Annotated in this window: 24 protein-coding genes, 1 tRNA gene and 1 pseudogene; 6 read left to right on the forward strand and 20 right to left on the reverse strand. The window is 53.3% G+C overall.

All coding sequences use genetic code 11. The features are described 5' to 3' along the window. Positions 1–355 precede the first annotated feature (355 nt). From WC370_08390 to WC370_08400, 3 genes are all read left to right on the forward strand, one after another. Positions 356–445 (forward strand) — tRNA-Asp (locus WC370_08390). Positions 446–775: 330 nt separating this feature from the next. Continuing rightward, complete coding sequence (arfB, locus tag WC370_08395) at positions 776–1,192, forward strand: alternative ribosome rescue aminoacyl-tRNA hydrolase ArfB (GenBank protein MFA5309483.1); 417 nt, start codon at positions 776–778, stop codon at positions 1,190–1,192. Between the two features lie 300 nt (positions 1,193–1,492). Continuing rightward, positions 1,493–3,130: a DEAD/DEAH box helicase gene (locus WC370_08400; GenBank protein MFA5309484.1), complete on the forward strand. Its 1,638-nt coding sequence runs from the start codon at positions 1,493–1,495 to the stop codon at positions 3,128–3,130. Between the two features lie 116 nt (positions 3,131–3,246). Here WC370_08400 and WC370_08405 read toward each other — a convergent pair whose 3' ends face one another. Further along, positions 3,247–5,142, reverse strand: coding sequence for an ATP-binding cassette domain-containing protein (locus WC370_08405; protein ID MFA5309485.1), 1,896 nt, complete (start codon positions 5,140–5,142; stop codon positions 3,247–3,249). A 32-nt stretch (positions 5,143–5,174) separates the two neighbouring features. Continuing rightward, positions 5,175–5,627 carry a YaiI/YqxD family protein gene (locus WC370_08410; GenBank protein ID MFA5309486.1) on the reverse strand — a complete coding sequence of 151 codons (453 nt, stop codon included), beginning with the start codon at positions 5,625–5,627 and terminating at the stop codon, positions 5,175–5,177. Between the two features lie 473 nt (positions 5,628–6,100). On the opposite strand from WC370_08410, the gene WC370_08415 reads away from it, so the two are divergent. Both WC370_08415 and WC370_08420 read left to right on the forward strand, forming a co-directional pair. Beyond that, positions 6,101–6,907 (forward strand): MYG1 family protein, encoded by an 807-nt coding sequence (locus WC370_08415; protein MFA5309487.1) that lies wholly within the window; start codon positions 6,101–6,103, stop codon positions 6,905–6,907. Positions 6,908–6,928: 21 nt separating this feature from the next. Further along, positions 6,929–7,174 carry a DUF3820 family protein gene (locus WC370_08420; protein ID MFA5309488.1) on the forward strand — a complete coding sequence of 82 codons (246 nt, stop codon included), beginning with the start codon at positions 6,929–6,931 and terminating at the stop codon, positions 7,172–7,174. Positions 7,175–7,197: 23 nt separating this feature from the next. Here WC370_08420 and WC370_08425 read toward each other — a convergent pair whose 3' ends face one another. The 18 genes and pseudogenes from WC370_08425 to WC370_08510 all read right to left on the reverse strand — a co-directional run bounded on the left by WC370_08425 (position 7,198) and on the right by WC370_08510 (position 20,287). Next, positions 7,198–7,506, reverse strand: a complete 309-nt coding sequence (locus WC370_08425) for a GIY-YIG nuclease family protein (GenBank protein MFA5309489.1) — start codon at positions 7,504–7,506, stop codon at positions 7,198–7,200. Then, positions 7,503–9,668, reverse strand: coding sequence for a Tex family protein (locus tag WC370_08430; protein ID MFA5309490.1), 2,166 nt, complete (start codon positions 9,666–9,668; stop codon positions 7,503–7,505). The genes WC370_08425 and WC370_08430 overlap by 4 nt, the downstream gene beginning before the upstream one ends. Before the next feature lie 559 nt (positions 9,669–10,227). Further along, on the reverse strand, positions 10,228–11,004 hold the full coding sequence (gene lgt, locus WC370_08435) for a prolipoprotein diacylglyceryl transferase (protein MFA5309491.1): 777 nt from the start codon (positions 11,002–11,004) through the stop codon (positions 10,228–10,230). A gap of 46 nt (positions 11,005–11,050) precedes the next feature. Further along, complete coding sequence (locus WC370_08440) at positions 11,051–11,794, reverse strand: DUF169 domain-containing protein (protein MFA5309492.1); 744 nt, start codon at positions 11,792–11,794, stop codon at positions 11,051–11,053. Positions 11,795–11,813: 19 nt separating this feature from the next. Further along, positions 11,814–12,392, reverse strand: a complete 579-nt coding sequence (locus WC370_08445) for a flavodoxin domain-containing protein (protein MFA5309493.1) — start codon at positions 12,390–12,392, stop codon at positions 11,814–11,816. Between the two features lie 29 nt (positions 12,393–12,421). Continuing rightward, positions 12,422–13,771 (reverse strand): FAD-dependent oxidoreductase, encoded by a 1,350-nt coding sequence (locus WC370_08450; GenBank protein MFA5309494.1) that lies wholly within the window; start codon positions 13,769–13,771, stop codon positions 12,422–12,424. A gap of 29 nt (positions 13,772–13,800) precedes the next feature. Then, positions 13,801–14,799: an Mrp/NBP35 family ATP-binding protein gene (locus WC370_08455; GenBank protein MFA5309495.1), complete on the reverse strand. Its 999-nt coding sequence runs from the start codon at positions 14,797–14,799 to the stop codon at positions 13,801–13,803. Positions 14,800–14,825: 26 nt separating this feature from the next. Beyond that, positions 14,826–15,224: a NifB/NifX family molybdenum-iron cluster-binding protein gene (locus tag WC370_08460; GenBank protein ID MFA5309496.1), complete on the reverse strand. Its 399-nt coding sequence runs from the start codon at positions 15,222–15,224 to the stop codon at positions 14,826–14,828. Between the two features lie 15 nt (positions 15,225–15,239). Continuing rightward, positions 15,240–15,530, reverse strand: a complete 291-nt coding sequence (locus WC370_08465) for a hypothetical protein (GenBank protein ID MFA5309497.1) — start codon at positions 15,528–15,530, stop codon at positions 15,240–15,242. A 9-nt stretch (positions 15,531–15,539) separates the two neighbouring features. Next, complete coding sequence (locus WC370_08470) at positions 15,540–15,917, reverse strand: CoA-binding protein (GenBank protein ID MFA5309498.1); 378 nt, start codon at positions 15,915–15,917, stop codon at positions 15,540–15,542. A gap of 12 nt (positions 15,918–15,929) precedes the next feature. Beyond that, positions 15,930–16,169, reverse strand: a complete 240-nt coding sequence (locus WC370_08475) for a zinc ribbon domain-containing protein (protein MFA5309499.1) — start codon at positions 16,167–16,169, stop codon at positions 15,930–15,932. 10 nt (positions 16,170–16,179) lie between these two features. Further along, the gene (locus tag WC370_08480; GenBank protein ID MFA5309500.1) at positions 16,180–17,043 is read right to left on the reverse strand and encodes an ATP-binding protein; all 864 of its coding nucleotides are present in this window, start codon (positions 17,041–17,043) and stop codon (positions 16,180–16,182) included. Then, positions 17,015–17,881, reverse strand: coding sequence for an ATP-binding protein (locus tag WC370_08485; protein MFA5309501.1), 867 nt, complete (start codon positions 17,879–17,881; stop codon positions 17,015–17,017). Before WC370_08485 ends, WC370_08480 begins: the two co-directional genes overlap by 29 nt. Before the next feature lie 6 nt (positions 17,882–17,887). Next, complete coding sequence (locus tag WC370_08490; protein MFA5309502.1) at positions 17,888–18,085, reverse strand: hypothetical protein; 198 nt, start codon at positions 18,083–18,085, stop codon at positions 17,888–17,890. 29 nt (positions 18,086–18,114) lie between these two features. Continuing rightward, entirely contained in the window at positions 18,115–18,513 is a 399-nt protein-coding gene (locus WC370_08495; protein ID MFA5309503.1) for a NifB/NifX family molybdenum-iron cluster-binding protein, read from the reverse strand. Next, positions 18,513–18,719 (reverse strand): DUF5320 domain-containing protein, encoded by a 207-nt coding sequence (locus WC370_08500; GenBank protein MFA5309504.1) that lies wholly within the window; start codon positions 18,717–18,719, stop codon positions 18,513–18,515. The genes WC370_08495 and WC370_08500 overlap by 1 nt, the downstream gene beginning before the upstream one ends. Before the next feature lie 362 nt (positions 18,720–19,081). Further along, complete coding sequence (locus WC370_08505) at positions 19,082–19,810, reverse strand: DUF364 domain-containing protein (protein MFA5309505.1); 729 nt, start codon at positions 19,808–19,810, stop codon at positions 19,082–19,084. Positions 19,811–19,999: 189 nt separating this feature from the next. After that, positions 20,000–20,287: pseudogene (locus WC370_08510) on the reverse strand (DUF134 domain-containing protein). Between the two features lie 336 nt (positions 20,288–20,623). On the opposite strand from WC370_08510, the gene WC370_08515 reads away from it, so the two are divergent. Further along, positions 20,624–21,082: a MarR family transcriptional regulator gene (locus WC370_08515; GenBank protein ID MFA5309506.1), complete on the forward strand. Its 459-nt coding sequence runs from the start codon at positions 20,624–20,626 to the stop codon at positions 21,080–21,082. The last annotated feature ends 5 nt before the right edge of the window (positions 21,083–21,087 follow it).

Here is a 21,087-nt window from a genome sequence, read left to right on the forward strand (position 1 = left end):
TCTTTTAGCACCTGGATAATCTGCTCTTCAGTGTACTTCTTGCGCTGCATTTCGAGTCCTCCCGTTCGCTATATTCTAGCAGAGAACTCTAAGAGCCAATGGCATTATTTACGGGGGAAAGGTCAATTCATCATCATGTCCATAAAGAAGACTAAGTACTGCCCGCCTGGATTTGCTGAAAAGAACAGAAGACAGAGCGCTATTTGTAAAAGTTGTATCCATAATGATTACAAATGTAACCCGTTTAGTTACGTTTGTCAATCGATTATTTTACTTATTATTAGTTATTGACAGCATCGTATCTACTTGGTAGACTGAGAGTAATGAAAGTCGAAATGGTTAGCACCCTAACCAGGACGGTGGACTTTCAACCCGCGGGTGGCCCCAAAAAAATGCCACCCTGTCACGGTGGAGATCGGGGGTTCAAATCCCCCCGGGGTCGCCAGGTTTTATGCAAAGTATTCAGCCGTAATTATTCCCACACACAGGATTAGCTCTTCCATAGAACAATCAAGTTAAGGTAGTCGAGCATTGTTTCAGGTAGAGTTAGACTCTCCTGTTTCTTCGCTCTTCGGTAGAATATAATCAGGTAAGCCCGCGTAGCACTCTTAGATATCAGCCACCAGATCACTGTAAAATCTGATATAATATTACTGATTACTTTACTCCGCCCGCGGTCTTACAAGTTTTTAATTACCAGACCGTCTGTTTTTCAACGCTCTTCTAGAGCTTGCCTAAGCCGGTGGTGTGAGTGTAAACTTGGGGCATGATTCACATAACCCGCACCATCACAATTGACGAAAGCGAGATCCAAGAGGACTTTGTTCGCGCCTCAGGGCCGGGCGGGCAGAACGTAAACAAAGTCGCCACCACTGTACAGCTTCGTTTTGATGTAGCTAACTCACGCTCTCTACCCGAGGAAGTTCGTAAACGTCTCATTTCACTGGCTGGTAACCGGATCACCGTAGCTGGCATACTTATCATCGAAGCTCGACGATTCCGTACCCAGGGACGGAATCGCGAAGATGCAACTGATCGGCTTGTGAAATTGATTCGCGATGCAGCACAAAGACCAAAATTCCGTCGCAAAACAAGACCGACACTGGCATCAAAGATACGTCGGTTAGAGAGTAAACGTCACGTCGCCGAAAGTAAACGCGTGCGTGGTGTAGTCCATCCCGGCAATGAATAACCACCAGGCGCCAAGATCGTTTTGCCAAATCAGATCAGTCCACCCACCAAGGATCGGGCTTCAAACTTATTAATGAAATACAATGATCCCCATTTTATGTTAAAATAGTAATAGCCACGTAAACCAAGGATATGCGATCCAGAAATACCGCCTGACCTTTCTACGAGGAACGAGCGGTTTTTTTGTTGTAACAGCAGACTCTTACTTGCAATCAGGGTCAACTGTTGAAAGCAACCGGAGAACCTGATCCGCCAGGAACAGGTAATACAGTGGACTTATAACGGAGCAAGTAGAAGTATAATGACAACCGAATTTACCCAATTGGGTCTAAACCCGCAACTGGTGCAGGCCGTATCTGATCTTGGCTATATCATCCCCACCCCAATTCAAACGAAGATTATCCCGTTAATGCTGGATGGTCACGATGTAATCGGCCAGGCACAGACAGGTACCGGCAAAACGGCTGCTTTCGTGTTACCCATTCTTCAAACCCTGGAACGAGGTCAGCGTGGCATACAGGCTCTTGTTCTGGCTCCCACACGGGAACTGGCCATGCAGGTAGCGAAGGCTGCAAATGAATACGGAAGGTGCCTGAATGTGCGTGTACTAGCGGTATATGGCGGCCAACCGTATAATATACAGATAAGCCGTCTCAGGCAGGGAGTAGATATCGTAGTAGGTACGCCCGGGCGCTTACTTGATTTGATAGAGAAGGGGGAACTCGATCTAACCCGTGTCAGTACAGTCGTCATCGATGAAGCAGACGAAATGCTCAGCATGGGTTTCATCAAAGATATTGAGGAAATTCTCAGTACAATCCCATCAGAACGCCGGACCGCTCTCTTTTCCGCTACCGTCCCGCCGGAGATCACCCGCATATCTAAAAAATATATGCATTCTCCGCAGTCTATCATCATAAAAAGCGAACATCTCACGGTTGATGCAGTTGACCATCGGTATTGTCTGGTCAATAAAGAGGAGAAACTGGCTGTCCTCACGCGGCTCTTTGAGGTTGGGGATATCACCAGCGCTCTTATATTTGTCAATACACGTGTCGGCACAAGCGATTTAGTGAATGAACTTATGGGACGCGGCTTTCCTGCCGAAGCCTTGAACGGGGACCTTAACCAGCAGACCCGGGAACAGGTTTTGAATCGTTTTCGGCGTAATCAAACCACGGTACTTGTGGCTACGGATGTGGCAGCCCGGGGATTGGATATTAATGATATTTCACACGTGTTCAACTACGATTTGCCCTTGGACCCGGAATTGTATGTTCATCGAGTTGGGCGCACGGGGAGAGCCGGTAAAACAGGCATTGCCATTACGCTGCTGACAACGAAGGAACAGTGGCGCTTACGCCGGATAGAAGGATTTACCAAACAGACCGTCACCCGGATACAAATTCCAACAGCGGAGGAAATCGAGGAACACAGAAAAGCGCAGTTACTGGAACAGATGATGGTCTGTTTGCAACGCGGTCGTTGTCAGAAGGAATTGCAGATGGTCACCAGACTGGTAGAAATGGGCCACGATCCGCTTCAGATTGCGGCAATAGCCCTTAAAATTGCCCGTGGAGAGGAGAAGCAGCGCTCTATTGCACAGATTAGCGAAGTATATGAGGGAAGTTCCCCAAAAGCCCGGCGAGGGATCAAACGCGGTAAAAAAGAGAACGGCCGTAATGGTGCTAATGGTTCTTGTGAAAAGGGAATGGTGCGGCTGACTCTTAGCGCGGGAAAATCCCATGGTGTACGGCCTGCTGATGTCGTCGGCACGATAGCCTACCACGCAAATTTCCCCGGTAGTACCATTGGCGCAATAAATATTCTTGATAAATATACACTGGTTGATATACCGCAACAGTATGTGGCGCAAACCTTGGCTAAAGCCGGCAAATACCAAATCCGCAAAAATGCTGTTAAGTTGGAGCTCGCATGAACAACCAGCTGTTTCGATTTGACGGACTGAATCCTGGGGAAATCGGACTATATTGATGCCGTGGATCTGTTGGCAGTGGTGGGGCTTAAAAAATCCTAATAACCGGTATGTTACTTTTACATCTCGTTTTTAAGTTGCTCAAGTTCTTCCCATCGAGTGTAGCATTCAGCCAGTAGCCTTTTTACTGCCTCAAGCCGTTCCTGCTTACTAACAATCTCGGACTTATCATTTTTGTAGAGACCCGGGGCGCCCATCGCCCGGTACAAGTCCTCTTGCTCTGTTTCCAACGCCTGGATAGTTAGCGGGAGCGATTCCAGTTCCTTTTGCTGTCTTTGTCCGAATTTTGGCTTCGGCCTGGAAATCCGAGCCGGCGGGATAGCTTTATTAACCGCCACGACATTATTTTGTCTGGCTTCCGGCGGGCGTTGACGCAGCCAGTCATCATAACCGCCGACATATTCTTTCACTACGGAATCGCCCTCAAAAACCAGCGTACTCGTGACGACGTTGTTGATAAAAGCCCGGTCGTGACTGACCAGGAGAATTGTCCCGGCATATTTAAGCAGGAAATCTTCCAGGATTTCCAGCGTCTCGGTATCCAGATCGTTGGTCGGCTCATCGAGGACCAGGACATTGGAAGGCCGGGTAAACAGCCGCGCCAGCAGCAGCCGGTTGCGCTCTCCGCCTGAAAGGGTCGATACATAAGAGCGCGCCTGATCGGGTTCAAAAAGGAAATCGTGCAAATACCCAAATATATTACGGGTTTTACCATTGATGGTAACCGTATCCTTACCCTCGGCTACATTTTCCATCACAGTCTTGTTCTCGTCCAGTTGCTCACGCAGTTGATCAAAATAGCTGATTTGCAAATTGGTCCCGAAGCGGACATTTCCGGATACCGGATGTAGATCGCCCAGAAGAATCCGTAAAAGGGTCGTCTTGCCGCTGCCGTTCGGGCCGAGTATGCCCACCCGGTCGCCCTTCAGAATCGTGGTGGACAAATTCGAGATAACAGGAGCACCGCCATAGCTGAAACTGACGTCTCCAGCCTTCACCACCAGCGTGCCGGAACGTTCCGCTTCATGGACTTCCATTTTTACCGTTCCGGGGCGTTCCCTTCTCGCCCGGCGCATCTCCCGCATTCTTTCCAGCTCCCGTACCCGCCCCTCATTGCGGGTCCGTCTCGCCTTGACGCCCCCACGTCTCCACTGCTCTTCCTTTGCCAGCTTCTTATCAAACAGCGCGTTTTGAGTCTGTTCATTGTCACGGGCGGCGCTGCGGCGCATTAAAAACGTCTCATAATCGCACGACTGGTCAAACAATCTGCCGCGGTCTATTTCCACAATCCGGGTGGCGATTCTCTGCAAAAACATCCGGTCATGAGTTACAAATACTAAAGCTCCGGCAAACCGTAACAACATCTCCTCAAGCCGTTTGATTGAATCGATATCCATGTGGTTGGTCGGTTCATCGAGTAAAAGGATATCCGGCTCTCCGACCAGCGCTTTTCCCAGCAACACCTGGCGCTTGAGGCCGGCGGAAAGGGAGCTAAATACACGCCCGGCATACAGCCCCAACTGTGAAATCACTTTATTCACCTGCTGCCGCTTCTCCAGGCCGTCTCCGCCATCAAGAGCCTGATAAATACGGCTCAAATCTTCAGGCGGAGCGGATTTCTCTTCGTTTAACAGCCCAGCGCTAACCGCCTGATACCGGTTGGCCGGGTCGGAAGGCGCTTTAAGTCCATCGGACACCACCTCCAGCACCGTACCCGGCACCTCTTGAGGCACCATCTGTGAAAGGCAGGCGCAGCGGATACCCTTTTGGATGGCAACAGTGCCGGAATCCGGTTTGATACTCCCTTCGATTAATCTCAGCAGAGTTGACTTGCCCGACCCGTTTCTTCCCACGAGTGCGACCTTCTCTCCCTGCTCGATTGTTAAGCCGATTTCATCAAAAAGCCGGGCGCCTCCAAAGGTTAATTCTACATTCTGAATATTTATATACGCCATCAGCGGGAATTACCTCCTGAGCGCAGGCAAAACTATTTCCCGTCAAGAATTGCCCGGATAACCTTGTCAAGACTATGTAAAAACATGGAACGATCTCGTTTCTTAAAGGAAGCCGGTCCGCCGGTAGCTATTCCGGTATTACGCAGATACGTCATTAAATCGCGGTTTGCCAGCGCATTGCTGATAGTAGTCTCGGTGAAAACGTAGCCTTTGGGTTCCAGTACCCGGGCGCCAATTTTCAGGCACCGGGCAGCGAGCGGGATATCCCCGGTTATCACAATATCATTTCTGGCGGCATGGTCAACTATCCAGTTATCTGCCGCGTCCAACTGGCCATTCACTACCGCCAGACTAACCCCGTCCTCTTGAGGTATGTTCATCGGCGAGTTAGCTACCAGCATGACCTTTAATCCGTAGCGCTTGGCTACGCGGTAAACCTCCTGCTTTACAGGGCAGGCATCAGCATCAACTAATATATCAGGCAATAATGAGTTTCCTCTGTCCGTAGATAAGAACTTGCCGGGTTATCTGTACTGTTATGAACCGGTTTCATAACAGGTTGTACCGGCAGATTTTGCAAACACGGCCATGCCAGGCGGAAATCTGATATTATACTTTTATCTCTTTAACTCGACCAACCTGACCGTCTTCTAAACGGACTTTGATGCCATGAGGATGAACCGATGATTTGGTCAAAATGTCTTTTACTTTCCCCTCGGTTAGCTTTCCGGATCGCTGGTCTGTCTTTAATACTATTGAGACCCGCAAGCCCTTTTTTATGTCAACACGATTTGTCCCGTTCATACTGCCGATTCCATCTTTTCTATAATCATACCATATTGGGAATGTGGGAGCCTGCAGTTATCAGGCATCTTCAAATATTAGAAAATCTAACTCTATAAGTCTTAATACATGGTATCATTGGAATAAGTCAATAACCTACGAGAGAAAGGTAGCAATGAAGGCACAATTGATCATCACGCATCCCGGCAGCGCACATTTTGATGAGGTGGCAGCCGTCAGCCTGATTCTGACCGTGCATGCCGATACGGAATTCCGTATCGAGCGGCGCGAGCCCGCACAGGCAGAATTAGATAATCCGGATGTGTGGGTGGTAGACACCGGCGACAGGCATGAGCCGGAGAAGCATAATTTTGATCATCACCAGTCCCTGGACTGCTCGGCGGCGTTTGTCCTGGTAGCCGATTACCTGGGGCTTTTAGAGACCATGTCCGTCATGCCCTGGTGGCATTTCAAGGACGAGGTTGACCGCTTCGGGCCGGTAAAAAGCTCGGTAAAATTTCAGGCCGGTGATGACCTCGTAAACCGGAGTCCGGTGGAAAGCTGGCTGGTAGCCAGCTTCGCTTCCGGGCCGGAGGCATGCCTCCCCATGCTTAAGACTTTTGGCGCTCATATCATCGGGGAAGCCCGCCGTCTTAAAAGCCAGATTGATTATTGGAAAACCAGTACCCGGCTGGTAATTGCGGGGGTACCGGCCATGATCGGGGAGACGAGGGAATCCGCCGGGCTGGAGGAATTCCGCCGCCTGGATGAAAATCCGCCCGATATCGTCATTTCCCTGGACCGCCGCGATGAGGGCTGGCGCCTTTTCCGCTACGAAGGAACACCGGTTGATTTTTCCCTGATTTCAGACCGCCCGGAGATTGCTTTCGCTCATAAAAGCGGATTTATGGCCAAGACCAGAGAACGCCTAGACATCGACGACCTTATCGCCCTGGTGAGCCAGGCTGTCACCGGTCAGTAATATGCGGGGAGTTAAGCCAGCATGGAACAGAATAAGGACGCTACCCCTCTCAATCCTCAAATATTGCTCGAACTGGTATCGGTACGGATGCCTTTCGGGAAATACAAAGGCCGCATTCTTTGCGATTTACCCGAACCTTACCTGGTATGGTTTCACCAGAAAGGTTTTCCTCCGGGAAAAATCGGCTTGCAGTTGTCCGCCCTGTATGAAATCAAGTTAAACGGATTGGAGTATCTTCTGAAGCCAATCAGGAAATTCCAGCCGTAAAGCCGCCTGGAACAATTACACGGTTATTTACGCCCCGGCTTTTTTGTTATCTCATCAATAAGTGTATTGTCTTTTATCAGTTCTTCTTTCCTTGCCTTTGACAGCTTCTTAACCTTGCTTTCCACTTCCAGTGCCAGGCTTCTGTTCCCTAATTTCTTTTGGAAAACCAGTACCAGAGGCCCCCTGCCCCGAAGGTACTTAGCCCCTGCATCACCGTTTCTCTGGTGCTCCGCAAACCGGCGGGCAACATCAGTCGTAATTCCGGTATACAGACTTCCATCACTGCACCTAACCAGGTATACGTGCCAATTCAGCATAATCTTTGTTATCAAGTGGCTGACCCGGGTTGTCCGGGCGGGGACGCATTCGATTTCATCGATAGAGAAATGCGTTTACGTTCCGTATCTATCGTGAGCACCGTGACCGTAACCTTTTGATTGACACTGACTACATCAGCCGGGTTCTTAACAAATTTATCCGATAGCTCGCTGATGTGCACCAGCCCGTCCTGGTGCACGCCGATGTCGACAAAAGCCCCGAAATTGGTCACGTTGGTCACGATTCCGGCCAGCTTCATCCCGGGAGAAAGCCGGTCAATCGTCCTGATGTCCGCGGCGAAAGCGACCGTCTCAAACTGTTCACGGGGGTCACGCCCCGGCCTGGCCAGCTCCGCCATGATGTCCTGCAATGTCGGCAGCCCATACTCTTCCCCGGTGTAACTCTCCAGATTAATTTTGCTGCGTAAATCATCACGGGTTATGAGGTCGGTTATATTGCAGCCCATGTCCCGGGCCATGCGGCCGACGATGTGGTAGCTCTCCGGGTGCACAGCGCTGGCATCGAGAGGATTCTCGGCATGATCAATACGGAGGAATCCGGCAGCCATCTCGAACGCCTTCGGGCCTAGCCGCGGTACTTTTTTAAGGTCGGCTCGGCTACGGAACGGGCCATTCTCGTTTCTATAGGCGATAACGTTTTTTGCCAGCGTGGGGCCGAGTCCCGAAACATAGGTGAGAAGCTGTTGACTGGCGGTATTTACCTTGACGCCTACCTCATTGACACAGCTCATGACGGTTTCGTCGAGATTACTCTTGAGCTTGCCTTGATCGACATCATGCTGGTATTGCCCCACCCCAATGGACTTGGGGTCTATCTTTACCAGTTCCGCGAGAGGGTCCAGCAGCCGCCGCCCGATGGATACCGCCCCGCGCACGGTGATATCCTGGTCGGGGAACTCTTCACGGGCGACGGCGGAGGCGGAGTAAATCGATGCGCCGCTTTCATTGACCATGACGACCGGCATTTTGCCCGGCAAGCTCAGCCCGCGAATAAATTCTTCGGTTTCCCGGCTGGCCGTGCCATTGCCGATGGCGATAGCTTCAACTTGAAATTTTTGTATTAGAGCGAGTATCGTCTGGCCGGCTTCCCGGCTCCGCGCCGCCGACTGGCTCACGTAGATAACAGCATTGGTTAAAAGCTTGCCCTGGGGGTCCAGGCAAACCACCTTACACCCGGTCCGATAACCGGGGTCGATGGCCAGTACCGCCCGCGGCCCCATCGGCGGAGCCATGAGCGTCTCACGCAGATTGCGCGCAAAGACACGGAGCGCCTCGTCATCGGCGTGCTCTTTGGCCTGCTGGCGGATATCAGTTTCGATAGAGGGCGCCAGCAACCTCGGATAGCTATCCTCTACCGCCAGGACCACCTGTGCCGAGGCGGCGCCGGTACTTTTAACGAAACGCCGGTGAAGTAATAACAGCGCTTTTTCCTGAGGCGGCCTTATCGTGAGTTTCAGTAACCCCTCGTTCTCGCCACGCAACATGGCCAGCACACGGTGGCTGGGAACCCGGGCCACCGGCTCATGCCAGTCGAAATAATTGCTGTATTTGATACCTTCGCCTTCCTTACCTTTAAGCACGCTCGATTGAATGATGCCTTCCCGGTAAAAAAGCCGGCGTATGCTCTGCCTTGCCTGGGTGTCTTCGTTGACCCGCTCGGCAATGATGTCCCGCGCTCCGGCCAGGGCATCATCGACCGAAGCGACGCCCTTTTCCGCGTTCACGAACGCGAGAGCTTCATGAGATGGGTCGGTAATCTCCTGAGCCAGTATAAGGTCGGCGAGGGGCTCAAGCCCTTTTTCTTTAGCCATGGTGGCCCGGGTGCGCCGTTTGGGGCGGTAGGGAAGGTAAATATCCTCTAAAGCGGTCAGTGTCTCTGCCGATTCAACAGTGTTGCGTAACTCGGCTGTGAGTACATTCTGTTCTTCAAGAGATGCCAGGATCGCCTGGCGCCGGCTATCGAGCGCTGCCAGTCGTGCCAGGCCGTCCCGTATTCCGCCAAGCACCACCTCGTCAAGTGACCCTGTTTTCTCCTTGCGATAGCGTGCAATGAATGGAATAGTCGCTCCCGCATCAAGCAGGGACCTAACAACCTCTACTTGCTGGGTTGTGACTCCCGCCTGTTTGGCAATGGTCATGACATGGGTTTCAAGCATTACGTTTTTATCTCCGGGTGATGGATATGGATAATTGTACTACAGAGTTCCTGCTCTCTTAAAGCAATTACCCTATGGGGATATTAAAAGGTGCGCTAAATTTCATGCCTGAGTATCAGGCGCGAACGTATGAGGCAATAATGAACGTTTTAGTTTTAGCCCATGATTAACAATACGCTTGATTGTTGGGTTATGAAACTTAATATTACTTTTGTTATGTAGTAAACAAATCTCAATCTCTTTTTATTATTCTCCTAACTGTTTCATGACTTACGCCATATTCCTTAGCTAACTTCCTCAGGCTCTTAGTTGTATGCTGCTCCTTTAATTTAATAGTTAATTTAGAAGAAACTTTACCTATCCATCTGTCTTGAAAATCATAGGGAGCATTCACAGGATAATAACTTGATTTGAGATATTGCATCAAAGCCCGAGGCCCCCCGGGGTCGCCAGCCTTCCCCACATTATTCGCCGGTTACTCTTCCCGTTGTCCCCGTATCTTTTTTCCCTGGAAATCCAGAGCTTGATTATCCATTTTAAGCCAATTTTTACCTAATAATTAGGACCCGGCGTTTGGTCGGCGGGCTCTGACTATCAGCAGCGTTGTAGTAATGACCAGCACGATGATAGACACCACCTGCGCCTGGTGTAAACCGAACAGGAATGAAGTACCGTCCCGGATAAAATCAACGGCCAGACGCCATACCGCGTAAGTGGAAAGGTAGATGAGAAAGAGCGAGCCCTCCGTCTTAATGCGTTTTCTCAGCATCAGCAGTACGCCGAAGACGATAAGGTCGAAGATAATCTCATAGACCTGGGTGGGGTGCACCGGTACGCCGATAGGTGCATGCGTGCCCGGATTGGTATAAACGATTGCCCATGGCAGAGAGGTTATTTTACCATAGCAGCAGCCGTTTAACGTACAGCCCACCCGCCCGACCGCCTGGGCCAGGATGATACCGGGCGCGATGACATCAGCCAGGTGGCTGAAAGAAAACTTCTTGCTGAATAAGCTGTAAAGCCAGATGCCGATAGCCGCTCCCAGTACCGCTCCCCAGATAGACATTCCCTCCCCGCCGATTATCTTGCCGGGATTTTTCATATAATAGTCCCAGAAATCTAACACGTGAAGAAAACGTGAAAAGATAACGCCGGACGGTATGCCCACCAGCGCGGCGTTTAAAACCATCTGGAAAGAAAGCCGGGGATCTTTCTTTACGGAAAACAGCGCCCAGGTAACCACCGTCAGCACTGACAGCATTACCATTATGCCGTACCAGGCTATGTTTACAGGGCCGATGCTGAACGCTATCGGATTTACATCGATATAAATCATAAATTACTTTGGATAACCAAAAAACCTTACCGGTAGAAATCCTTGGCTAATCGTGGTCCATGCCCCAGGCTTCGAACACTTTTTTGTAAAGCTCCGGCTGGGGGAAGTCCGGCCGCATCATCATCTGTTCATGGGCAAAGCCGGACTCGTTCCGTTCAAACTGCTTCAGATTAGCCACGAACTCCGGCAGCTTTGCTACCGGCACGGAGAACATCATTTCCCCGGCGGGGGTCAGCGCCCGCGCGTATTCACCGGGGTCCGGCAGGTTAATCCAGTACTCGCCGTGCCGTATTACCGGGACGACGGCATTGGAGCAGGAGAACGGAAAGAAATTGGACTTTACCAGGGCGCGGTCTTCCGGTTTTAGGGAAAGCAATATGATACGCAGTTGATTGGTATCGCAATAGAGAATCACGGCGTCCGGCGTGAAATCCGCTTTTTTCAGCGGGGCGGTGAGAATGCCGATGTATTTCCCGTACTCGAAACACTCGCCGGTGTTTTCCGCTCTGGCCGCCGGGTTATCCGGTATCTGCACCAGTCCGTAAGATATCACCGCGCCGGGACACCAGTTGTCTTCTTTCAACATGGCGATGGCGGTCTTCTCCCGCCGGGACATGGAGAAAGCCTGGCACTGGGCCAGGTGATAGCCGCGGTCTTTTTTAGGCCTGACGGCGCTCGCCGGAATGTCCGCTTCTTTCTCAATCATCTTTACGGCGATGGGGGACGTTTGTAGTCCCAGCCGGTTTTCCAGCTCTTCTCCGTAACCATTGTATTCGCTAATCGTCGTCATTCAAATCCTCCGGACTTCTTTAATTCTTCTTATGTTCCCTGATAGACTTTAGCAAAGCCGCCGTTAGCCCGGCAACATTATCCAGGTCTTCCCGGTTCGGGCGGCCCCGGATATCCCCCAGCCGCCCCTGAGTGCTCATATCTTCCCGGCCGTGGAACTCTCCCACCAGGTACCATTTGGCGGCGACATCGAAGCCGAGGTGCTCGAAGAACTGCCCCATGTAGTCGCCGGCGGGCGTGGCCTCCCGGATACCGGTGTGCGGCCCGGAATAGGTGCAGAACACCACCGCCGTTTTCCCCGGTATTCTGGGGCTGCCGGGCTTGATATCTCCCCGGCCGGAATGTAATTTCATCTTGTCTTTGATATAGCGCTGCACCTGGTCCGGCGGCTGGAAAGAATAGGAAGGCGCCCCCAGGAAAACCAGGTCATAGTCGTACAGCTCATCATCCGCCGCCTCGGCCACTTTTTTTACCACCGGCGCAATCCCCTCCCTGACGAGGGTATCCCGGATGGTATGCGCCACTTTCTCTGTGTTGCCGGTGGCCGACCAGTAAATAATCAGCGCTTTGATATTACCTGCATCCCTGCCTTGCGGCATGTCAGTTTCCCCCTTTTCTCCATGTTCGGCTAAGGCTGGCCGAGTTTCATCACGGCATCTTCCGCCGCATTTACCGTCTGGTAGGCTATGGGCGAAGCGCAAAGCGCGGGATGCGTGCCCATCTGGAACAGGGAGACCTGGTAGGCGGTCATTTTGTGCTGGATACAGGCGCTGATAACGTTAATGATTTCACCCACGGACACGCTGCCGGAAGCTTCGCCGCCGAGCATCACGCCGTCTTTTCGGGAGAAAATCAGTTTTACGGATATCGGCGCCGCGCCCGGCATGCCGCCCGGGTGCTTACTCGGCGCTTTGGCCTGCCCCACCACGATGTCATATCCCTCCGCCCGCGCCTGCCGCTCGATCATACCGGCGGCGGCGATGGCTAAATCCCCTATTTGGGTGGAGAAAACGCCCACGGCGCCCAGCCCGGCATACTGCGTGGTGAACAGGTTGGCCGCCGCCAGGCGGGCCTCGTTAGTCGCTATTGAAGCCAGCCAGGTCTTGACGGGCCTGCCGCTGAAAAAGGACACCTTCATGGAGCAATCGCCGCAGGCCAGGATATCGGCGTCGCCTTCGACCCGCTGGTAGCGGTCGACGACTACCCCGCCGGTGGCACTATCGATACGCAGGCCGGCATCCGCGGCCAGTTTGGTATTCGGGGCTACCCCGATGCTCACGATAACCACATCGGCCTTGATTTCCGCGCCGCTGGTCAGGCGGACGGACTTTACCCGGTCATCGCCGAGGATGGCGGCTACGGTATCGTTACCGATTATGTTAACTCCCCGCCCGGTCAGCACCTTCTCCGCCTCGATACAATACTCATCGTCGAAGGCCAGTTGGAGACAGTGGGGCATTTTTTCGATAATGGTTACGTTGGCCTGGCGGTTTTTCTTGCATTCATCGGCGAATTCCGCCCCGATAAAGCCGCCGCCGATGACCACGATATCACCGGCTTTATTGACCGCTTCCAGCATGGTCTCCAGGTACTCCACATCTTTCTTAACCAGAAAGACGTTCTCTTTATCGATGCCGGGGATGGGCAGGACCACCGGCGATGAGCCGGTAGCCAGGATGAGCTTGTCATAGCCTACCTCGCCGTCGGCCGTGCGCACGGTCTTGTTTTTCCGGTCGATGGCTTCGGCGGCGCTGATTATTATTTTCGCCCCGATGCCGGTCAGCATCCCATCCGGGATGAGGTTCTTTTCCGGGCTGCCGAGGGTCCCGAAGATGTACGGTATGCCGCAGGGCACGGATACGTCCTCTTCCTGGCGTATCACCGTTATCGACTTTCCGGGGTTCCGGCGTTTGCAGCTGACGGCCGCGGTGACGCCGGCGGCGCTGCCTCCAATGATTACCACATCAACACGTTCCATATTGTCCTCCTTGAAATTTTTCAGCCCTGTTATTTTATGGACAAAACGTCAGCCAGTTTCCTCGCAAATGTATTATACTCCTCCGCGTCATAACGTTCGATATTGCCTTCATCACAGAGTTTGGCCAGTTCCGGGTCTATGGGCAACTGCCCCAGCAAAGGGGCGCCGGCGGACTGCGCCATCTCTGCAGCGCGGCTTTTGCCGAATATCTCCATCTTTTTGGCCGTCTCCGGTATGTAGAGATAGCTCATGTTCTCCACCACGCCGATAATCTTTTTATCCATCTTTTTGGCCATTTTAACCGCTTTGCGTACCACCATGGCGGTGAGGTCCTGCGGGGTGAAGACTATTATTATACCGGATACCGGCAACTGCTGCATAACGGTCAGCGGGGCATCCGCCGTGCCGGGCGGCAGGTCCACGATAAGGTAGTCCAGCTTGCCCCAGAGCACGTTTTCCCAGAACTGCGTTATCGTTTGGCCGATGAGCGGCCCCCGCCAGATAACGGCGTCATCCTCGGCGGGCAGCAGCAGATTGACGGACATTACCCCGATGCCGGAACGGGACGGCACCGGCAGGATGCCGCTTTCGGCTATAGGCGGCGGCCCGCTGATACCGAACATCCTGGGAATGCTGGGGCCGGTGATATCGGCGTCCATGATGCCTACCTCATAGCCCCGGCGGCGCAGCGCCACGGCGGTAAGCGCGGAGACCAGCGATTTGCCGACTCCCCCTTTGCCGCTCATTACCGCGATGACATTGGTGATTTTGTTGAGTTCTTTAGGTTTGGCCTCGGCGTAGCTGATATTTACCTCTTTAATGCCGTCCAGCTTGCTTAGTGCCTCTTTTACCGTAGCGGCCAGCCATTCTTTGGTGTTTTCCATCAGCGCCGCGTCGGAAAGAACAACATTGATTTTCCCGCCGGCTACAGCGATATCTTTAACCAGGTTCATCCCCATCAGGCTGCGTTTTACGCCGGGGACCAGGACCGTATCCAGGACTTTTTTTACTTCTTCGGGTGAGGGCATGATTCTCCTTTAGATCTCCGGTTTTTTTAATGCAGGCGCTCCATCAGGTTGGTCATTTTACCTTCGATATACAGCTTGACGGCTTCATCGATGTCCTGGACATCGGTGACAATGGGCTCGATGCCGCGGCTTTTCAGGCCATCGTAAGCGCCCCACCCCATGCCCCCCACGATAAGCACCTGGCAGTCATCGATGCTCTGCGCCATGCGCTCATGTCGGGACTGCGCGCCGGCATCATAGCCGTGCCGCTCGCCTTCCGCCGTTTCCGGGTGCTCGCCGCCGGCAAAAGTGTGGTGACCGGCTTTTTCCCTGGTTTCCTTGTTCACCACGGCGCCGTTTTCCACCGTAGCCACTACATACAGCGTCGCCATCCCGAAGTGCTGGCTGACGGTTTTCCCGTCATCAGAAATTAACGCGATTTTCATTACTTAGGTTCTCCTTTATTTTATTATTAGCTCGTATTTAGGCTGGTTTTGCGTAACGGTAATCCTTACCGCTACCTGTTTCCCTTCCGCCAGGTATTTTTCCGATTGTTCACGGAGCAACTGTGATTCCGGCGACTGCAAGAAGTCCATCAGCGCCTCGTATTTGCTCTGGATATCTTTATCCATGCCGTCTTCCCGCAATAGTTGCATCAGGCAGCTGTTCAGTTCCTGCTCGCTCAGGCACTTCAGGCATTTGCCGGATATTTCATTGGTGGAATACCTCGGTTCGAGGTCGAAAGAGTCCATCACGTTTCCTCAATTCATCATAACACACACGCTGTGCACTACCTTCATGCGGTTTTCCTTACAATAGTTAATCGCCGCCTCGCTTTCCGAGCCGGGCTGGAGCCAGATGCGGTCCAGTCCCAGCGCCAGGCATTGCTTTAGTATTTCTCCGGTCACTTCCGGCGGCACCACGAAGTCCGCCACATCCACCCTGACGGGAATATCCGCCAGACTGGCATAGCAGGCCAGTCCCTCCAGCTCTTTCAGCTTGGGGTTAACCGGGTACACTTCATAGCCGCGGCTCTTCAGGTTTTTCACTATCCGGTTGCCGTATTTCTGCGGATTGTCCGTAGCCCCGATAACCGCGAATTTTTTTTGCGCCATGAATTCCTTTATCAAGTCCTGCACGGGTCTGCCTCCTTAGTGCCGGTGACAGTGCTGCCCGCCGGAGCAGGGCGGCTTTTCACACCGCTCCTCCCGCCCGCAGCAGGTCTTGCCGGCATTATCGCTTTTACCCGTCACCGCCACGGGGACTGACAGACGCCTTTCCATATTCCCGCCGCAATCCGGGCATACCGGGTCGGGCGGGCTAAAGAAGCCCTGGACCAGCACCTCGGAAACCTTGCCGCAGGACGGGCACTTGTATTCGTATATGGGCATGACACTCTCCTTAATTACTGGATAACTTGTCTTCAATGCTCTGCCAGAGCAGTTTAATCTGTCGGCTCGCTCTGCCGTCAGAGCAGGCGACCACCGGTTGGCCGCGTATTATAGCTTCGGTAAAAACGTTATCGAACGCAATTCTAGCGACGATATCCACCTGTTGCGTAGCGCAATACTCTTCTATCCGGCGCGTGTTGTCCCGGTTGATATCGTATTTGTTGATACATACCAGCACCGGCACGTTAAAGTGTCGGCAGACCTCCATGACCCGCTCCAGGTCATGGATTCCGGACAGGGTCGGCTCCGTCACCAGCAGCGCCAGGCTGGCGCCGGAAAGGGAAGAAATCACGGGACAGCCGATGCCGGGCGGGCCGTCACTGATAATGTAGTCAGCCCCCTGGCTTTCCGCCAGCGTCCTCGCTTTCTGCCGGACCAGCGCCACCAGCTTGCCGGAATTTTCCTGGGCTATGCCCAGCCGGGCATGCACCAGGGTGCCGTAGGCAGTATCGGACACGAAACATTGTCCGGCCACGTTTTCTTCCATCGATACAGCTCCGGCGGGGCATATCTGGACACAGAATCCGCAGCCTTCGCAGGAAACAGGATCAACCTGGAAATCCGTAATCGCATTAAAGCGGCAGATTTCACGGCACAAGCCGCATTGGGTGCATTTTTCCGCGTCAATCCGTGCGGTCTGCCCGCTCCGGAAATCATGTTCCTCGCGCGTAACTGGCCGTAGCAGCAAATGAAGGTCGGCGGCATCTACATCGCAATCTACCAGCACCTTGTTTTGCGCCAGCGCCGCCAGAGAGCCGGCGATACTGGTTTTGCCGGTGCCTCCTTTACCGCTTAAGACAATTACTTCTTTCATCCACCAGCTCCCGTATCTCCAAATAAAGCCGTTTGAATTTTTCCCGCCACGGCGGCATGCCTTCCGCCAGAGTTATGCCTCTGGAGTACAGGCGGGCGATTTCCGTATCCAGCGGGATGGTCATCAATACCGGCAGATTTTCTCTCAGGCAGTACTCCGCCGTATCATTATTGTCGGCGTACGCGCGGTTGATTACCACGCCGCAGGGCACACCAAGCTGCTTTACCGTTTGCACCGCCAACATGAGGTCGTTCAGCCCGAAGGGCGTGGGCTCCGTCACCAGCAGGCAGAAATCGCTGTCTTTGACGGCTGTCACCACCGGGCAGGAAGTCCCCGGCGGCACGTCGATAATGCAGATGCCCGCGTGGTCCGCCAGCCCTTTTACCGCCCTGATTAACGGTGTAGGCATAGCTTCTCCCACATTCAGCCTGCCCTGGACGAACGCCACCCCGGCAGCGTGCCCGGTTTCCACTATCCCTATCTCCTTTTTCTCTTCAACGATAGCTTTTTCCGGGCAGAGATAGCCGCAGGCGCCGCACCCGTGACAGAGATGAGGAAAGACCAGCACGTTTTTAGAAATAACGGCGATAGCGTGATAAGCGCATACCTCCGCGCATTTACCGCAGTAAGTACATTTTTCTTTATCTACCTTGGGCACAGGTATGCCGACCGATTCCCGTCCGGTGATATCCGGCTTAAGAAAAATATGGTCGTTGGGCTCTTCGACATCACAATCCAGGAGCTGTACCCTGTACCCGTCTTTCAAAGAGAAGACGAGGCTGGTAGCTACCAGTGTCTTGCCCGTCCCTCCTTTGCCGCTGGCCACCGAAATTATCATAATGGTTTATTCCCTGGTCATCCTCGTGCCGCATTTGGGACAATTTACCGTGTAGCACGGCGTTCCCGGCTTGTGGGGCGCTTTCTCGCCGCAGCCGGGGCATACGCAATTGCCGCCGGGACCGGACCCCGCCAGGTTGCCTCTCTTTCTGCCGCCCCTCTGACCGCGTCCGGTGGGCGGGCCCATGCCATCTCCTCCAGGCATTTCAGCACCTCCAGTAATTATTCCCGGTTTTACCCCCGGCCCATGCCCCTGCCGTGCCCCCCGCCGCCCGAGCCGAAATGCGGGGCAACATTGGGCTGGGAACTGGCGGCGAGGTTGCCGGCTTTGTAGTCCTCGATGGCATCTTTGACCTTGCCGGATACTCCGGTAATTACCTTGATGCCGGCCGCCGCCAGCACATCGTAAGCGTTGGGACCGCAGTTGCCGGTGAGCACGGCTTCTATGCCTCTGCCGGTGATGCTCTGCGCGGTGGATATGCCCGCCCCGCCGGTCGCCGCCCCGCTCGAGTTATTCAAAGCGACAAACTCCATGGTGTCCGGATCGGCGATGATAAAGTACTGGCACCGCCCGAAGCGCGGGTCTATGGCGGCATCCAGCGCCGGGCCGGTAGTGGATATGGCGATTTTCATCAGGCTGCCTCCTTTATTTGGGTATGATTTTCAAGACGTCCTATTCTGGATTTTATGTCTTTTAACTGCTGCATCAATGCTTTTTCCTGGTTCTTTAAAAACCCGAGTTCTTGCTCAGGAGTATTCAGTGAGATTGCGCAACGGCCTTTCCCCTGACCGGTCATGGGGCCATTCCCTTTCGGGCCGGTATTATCGAAATTGGGCATATCCTTCCTCCTGTTATCGGCTTTATCGCATCCCTGTGTTAATCTTTTTTCTCAAGCTCCTGTATCCGTCGCTCTATATCCTCGAGTTGACTTTTCGCGGCTGCCGCCTGACTTTTTAACATTCCCAATTCTTCTTCCCGGGTAGCAGCCGCCGGGGAAACAGCCCGGGCGTCCGCGGGGATATTCGCTCCGGTTAGTCCGGGATAAGCGCAGCGGGGTAAACCACCCCTGCCCCTGCCTGTATAGGGATACGGCGGAGAGCTTCCCCTAAAACCAAAACCACTGCCTCCCCGCTGACCTCGTCCAAGATAATTTCTACCAAACATATTTCACCCCCTTCTTATCTTATGGCCTAAAAACTTCTAGCCGTCTTTTTTCATGGTCAACAGCCGGATGCCGCTTAGTTGCCGGAAGGTCGCCCCCTGGCTGACGCTACGAAGCACGCTTTCCGGTTCGATAACCAGCGTACCGGAAACGGCGCTGACGCCGTAGTCGAAAAGCACCGATGAAAGGGGCGCCGTCCCACCCAGGATAACGACATATGTTTCTGGCCTGCACAGCGCGAGCAAATGCTCGATGGTATGGTTAATGAAAGCCGTGCCGGTAATCCCTACGATATCCGCCTGCGGGAGGAAGGTTTCCGCCGCTTCTTCGGATAAATCCCCATCCTGCGGATTTTTCTCGATAACCCAGAGCTCTTTGGCCGCCTGGCGCAGTCGGGGCACAAAGGGGAAATGGCCGATGATGGCCACTCTTTTGCCCTCCCCGTTTTTCATGATAAGGTCGCCGGCATTCAACTCGACGCAGCGCTTTTCATCGACTTCCAGCAAAGAGTTGATGGCGGCCATGCCGATAGCCGCTTCCATGGGACTAAGGGAACTGGCCATTTCAGCTAAAGACCGGGAGTCTTTTTCCAGCAGCCGGCCTGCTTCACTTACCGGCGCCCGGTTATGATGGGGGCCGGACTCGTGGGGAGTAGATGCCAGCCCGCAGTGCCGGGTCACTACCGCCGTCTGGAAAGGTCCCTGTCTTATCTCTCGCAGCGGTGACGTGTAATCCAGTGATGACAGCAAATCTTCGATTATTTTCACTCCGCTCCTTAGCTTTATAATTTATATCCTGCCGCGGCAGCCGCGCCCTCCGCGGTGCGGGCCGAAACCGGCTGGCGTAACGGGCCTGATGCCCGGCTCGCGGCATTGCGGGCATAGTTCAGGCAAGGCGGTAACCGGCGTTTCCAGCTCCCATTCATGTCCCTGCCGGCAGCGGAACCGCCGATACGTAACCTCGAAGTTGCCCCCCTCGATTCTGATAGCTTTACCGTTGAGCAGCGCGTCCGCCACTTTGTGTCTCGCCGCTGCCAGGATACGCTGGAAAGTAGGCCGGGAGACGTTCATTTTCTCCGCCCCCTGCTCCTGCTCCAGCCCTTCCAGGTCTTTAAGGCGCAGGGCTTCAGCTTCTTCCACAGACATGGCGACCTCTTCAAGGTCTCGCAGAGGCACGCCCGCCGGCTTGAAAAAAGTTACACCCGGTAAAAACTCAACGCGGCGGCATTTTGGCGGCCTGGACATTCTTGCCTCCTGAATAATGAGCATATGCTCACTATTAATGTTAAATCTTGTTAGACTAATTGTCAATATCACCGGAATAATTGGGGCAGATTGTTGCTTATTCATGACCGTTTGCTTGTTGAAGCATTCCGCCGGCTGCCGCTGGTAAAGCCGGGGGGCTTAACCGTTTTCATTAATAATCCATAGCATCTCTTGGTATTGACAGGATAGTATATGCATTATAAACTATTTATATACCATATAGTATTATTATCGTAATGATTAATCCCAAGGGCACAGCCCTGCCGGCGGCCCGCGGGATTATTTTAATTCAGCGCGTGACGGGAATATTATAAAATGGACAAAAAAGAAGTTATCGAACAAATTATCGACCTGCAGCAGCGGTTCAGCCGGGCTGTCATCCCCTACGCTATAGAGTCCTGGCGGGAGCTGGATGTCCCGCTGGCCCAGCTTAAAAGCCTGCTTATCTTGGCCGGCAAGGACGAGACCAATCTCCGCACGCTGGCCCAGGACCTTAAAGTCACCCCGGGGGATGTCACCGGTATTATCGAGCGCCTGGTAAGCCAGGGCCTGGTGGTCCGCTATCCCAATCCCAAGGACCGGCGCGTGACCTGGCTCCAGCCCACGGAAAAGGGTCAGGAACTCGTCGCCATGTTGATGGAAAGTCATGCCCGGCACATGGTCGGCATCATGGAATATATGAGCCTGGATGAACTCGTTGCCCTCTCCAAAGGACTAACGGGCATCGTCCGTGCGGTTGAAGAGCATCAAAAAGAGTTCGGATTAGTAGTGTAAAGGAG

The organism is Dehalococcoidales bacterium, from assembly GCA_041652735.1.
Lineage (GTDB): Bacteria > Chloroflexota > Dehalococcoidia > Dehalococcoidales > RBG-16-60-22 > RBG-13-51-18.

Coding starts and splice junctions, on each gene's coding strand:
- lgt (MFA5309491.1), bottom strand. CDS start 11,004: ATGATTTATATCGATGTAAATCCGATAGCGTTCAGCATCGGCCCTGTA.
- WC370_08490 (MFA5309502.1), bottom strand. CDS start 18,085: ATGCCTGGAGGAGATGGCATGGGCCCGCCCACCGGACGCGGTCAGAGG.
- WC370_08485 (MFA5309501.1), bottom strand. CDS start 17,881: ATGATAATTTCGGTGGCCAGCGGCAAAGGAGGGACGGGCAAGACACTG.
- WC370_08500 (MFA5309504.1), bottom strand. CDS start 18,719: ATGCCCAATTTCGATAATACCGGCCCGAAAGGGAATGGCCCCATGACC.
- WC370_08450 (MFA5309494.1), bottom strand. CDS start 13,771: ATGGAACGTGTTGATGTGGTAATCATTGGAGGCAGCGCCGCCGGCGTC.
- WC370_08460 (MFA5309496.1), bottom strand. CDS start 15,224: ATGAAAATCGCGTTAATTTCTGATGACGGGAAAACCGTCAGCCAGCAC.
- WC370_08400 (MFA5309484.1), top strand. CDS start 1,493: ATGACAACCGAATTTACCCAATTGGGTCTAAACCCGCAACTGGTGCAG.
- WC370_08475 (MFA5309499.1), bottom strand. CDS start 16,169: ATGCCCATATACGAATACAAGTGCCCGTCCTGCGGCAAGGTTTCCGAG.
- WC370_08415 (MFA5309487.1), top strand. CDS start 6,101: ATGAAGGCACAATTGATCATCACGCATCCCGGCAGCGCACATTTTGAT.
- WC370_08420 (MFA5309488.1), top strand. CDS start 6,929: ATGGAACAGAATAAGGACGCTACCCCTCTCAATCCTCAAATATTGCTC.
- WC370_08515 (MFA5309506.1), top strand. CDS start 20,624: ATGGACAAAAAAGAAGTTATCGAACAAATTATCGACCTGCAGCAGCGG.
- WC370_08465 (MFA5309497.1), bottom strand. CDS start 15,530: ATGGACTCTTTCGACCTCGAACCGAGGTATTCCACCAATGAAATATCC.
- WC370_08445 (MFA5309493.1), bottom strand. CDS start 12,392: ATGCCGCAAGGCAGGGATGCAGGTAATATCAAAGCGCTGATTATTTAC.
- WC370_08440 (MFA5309492.1), bottom strand. CDS start 11,794: ATGACGACGATTAGCGAATACAATGGTTACGGAGAAGAGCTGGAAAAC.
- WC370_08455 (MFA5309495.1), bottom strand. CDS start 14,799: ATGCCCTCACCCGAAGAAGTAAAAAAAGTCCTGGATACGGTCCTGGTC.
- WC370_08430 (MFA5309490.1), bottom strand. CDS start 9,668: ATGCTTGAAACCCATGTCATGACCATTGCCAAACAGGCGGGAGTCACA.
- WC370_08405 (MFA5309485.1), bottom strand. CDS start 5,142: ATGGCGTATATAAATATTCAGAATGTAGAATTAACCTTTGGAGGCGCC.
- WC370_08495 (MFA5309503.1), bottom strand. CDS start 18,513: ATGAAAATCGCCATATCCACTACCGGCCCGGCGCTGGATGCCGCCATA.
- WC370_08480 (MFA5309500.1), bottom strand. CDS start 17,043: ATGAAAGAAGTAATTGTCTTAAGCGGTAAAGGAGGCACCGGCAAAACC.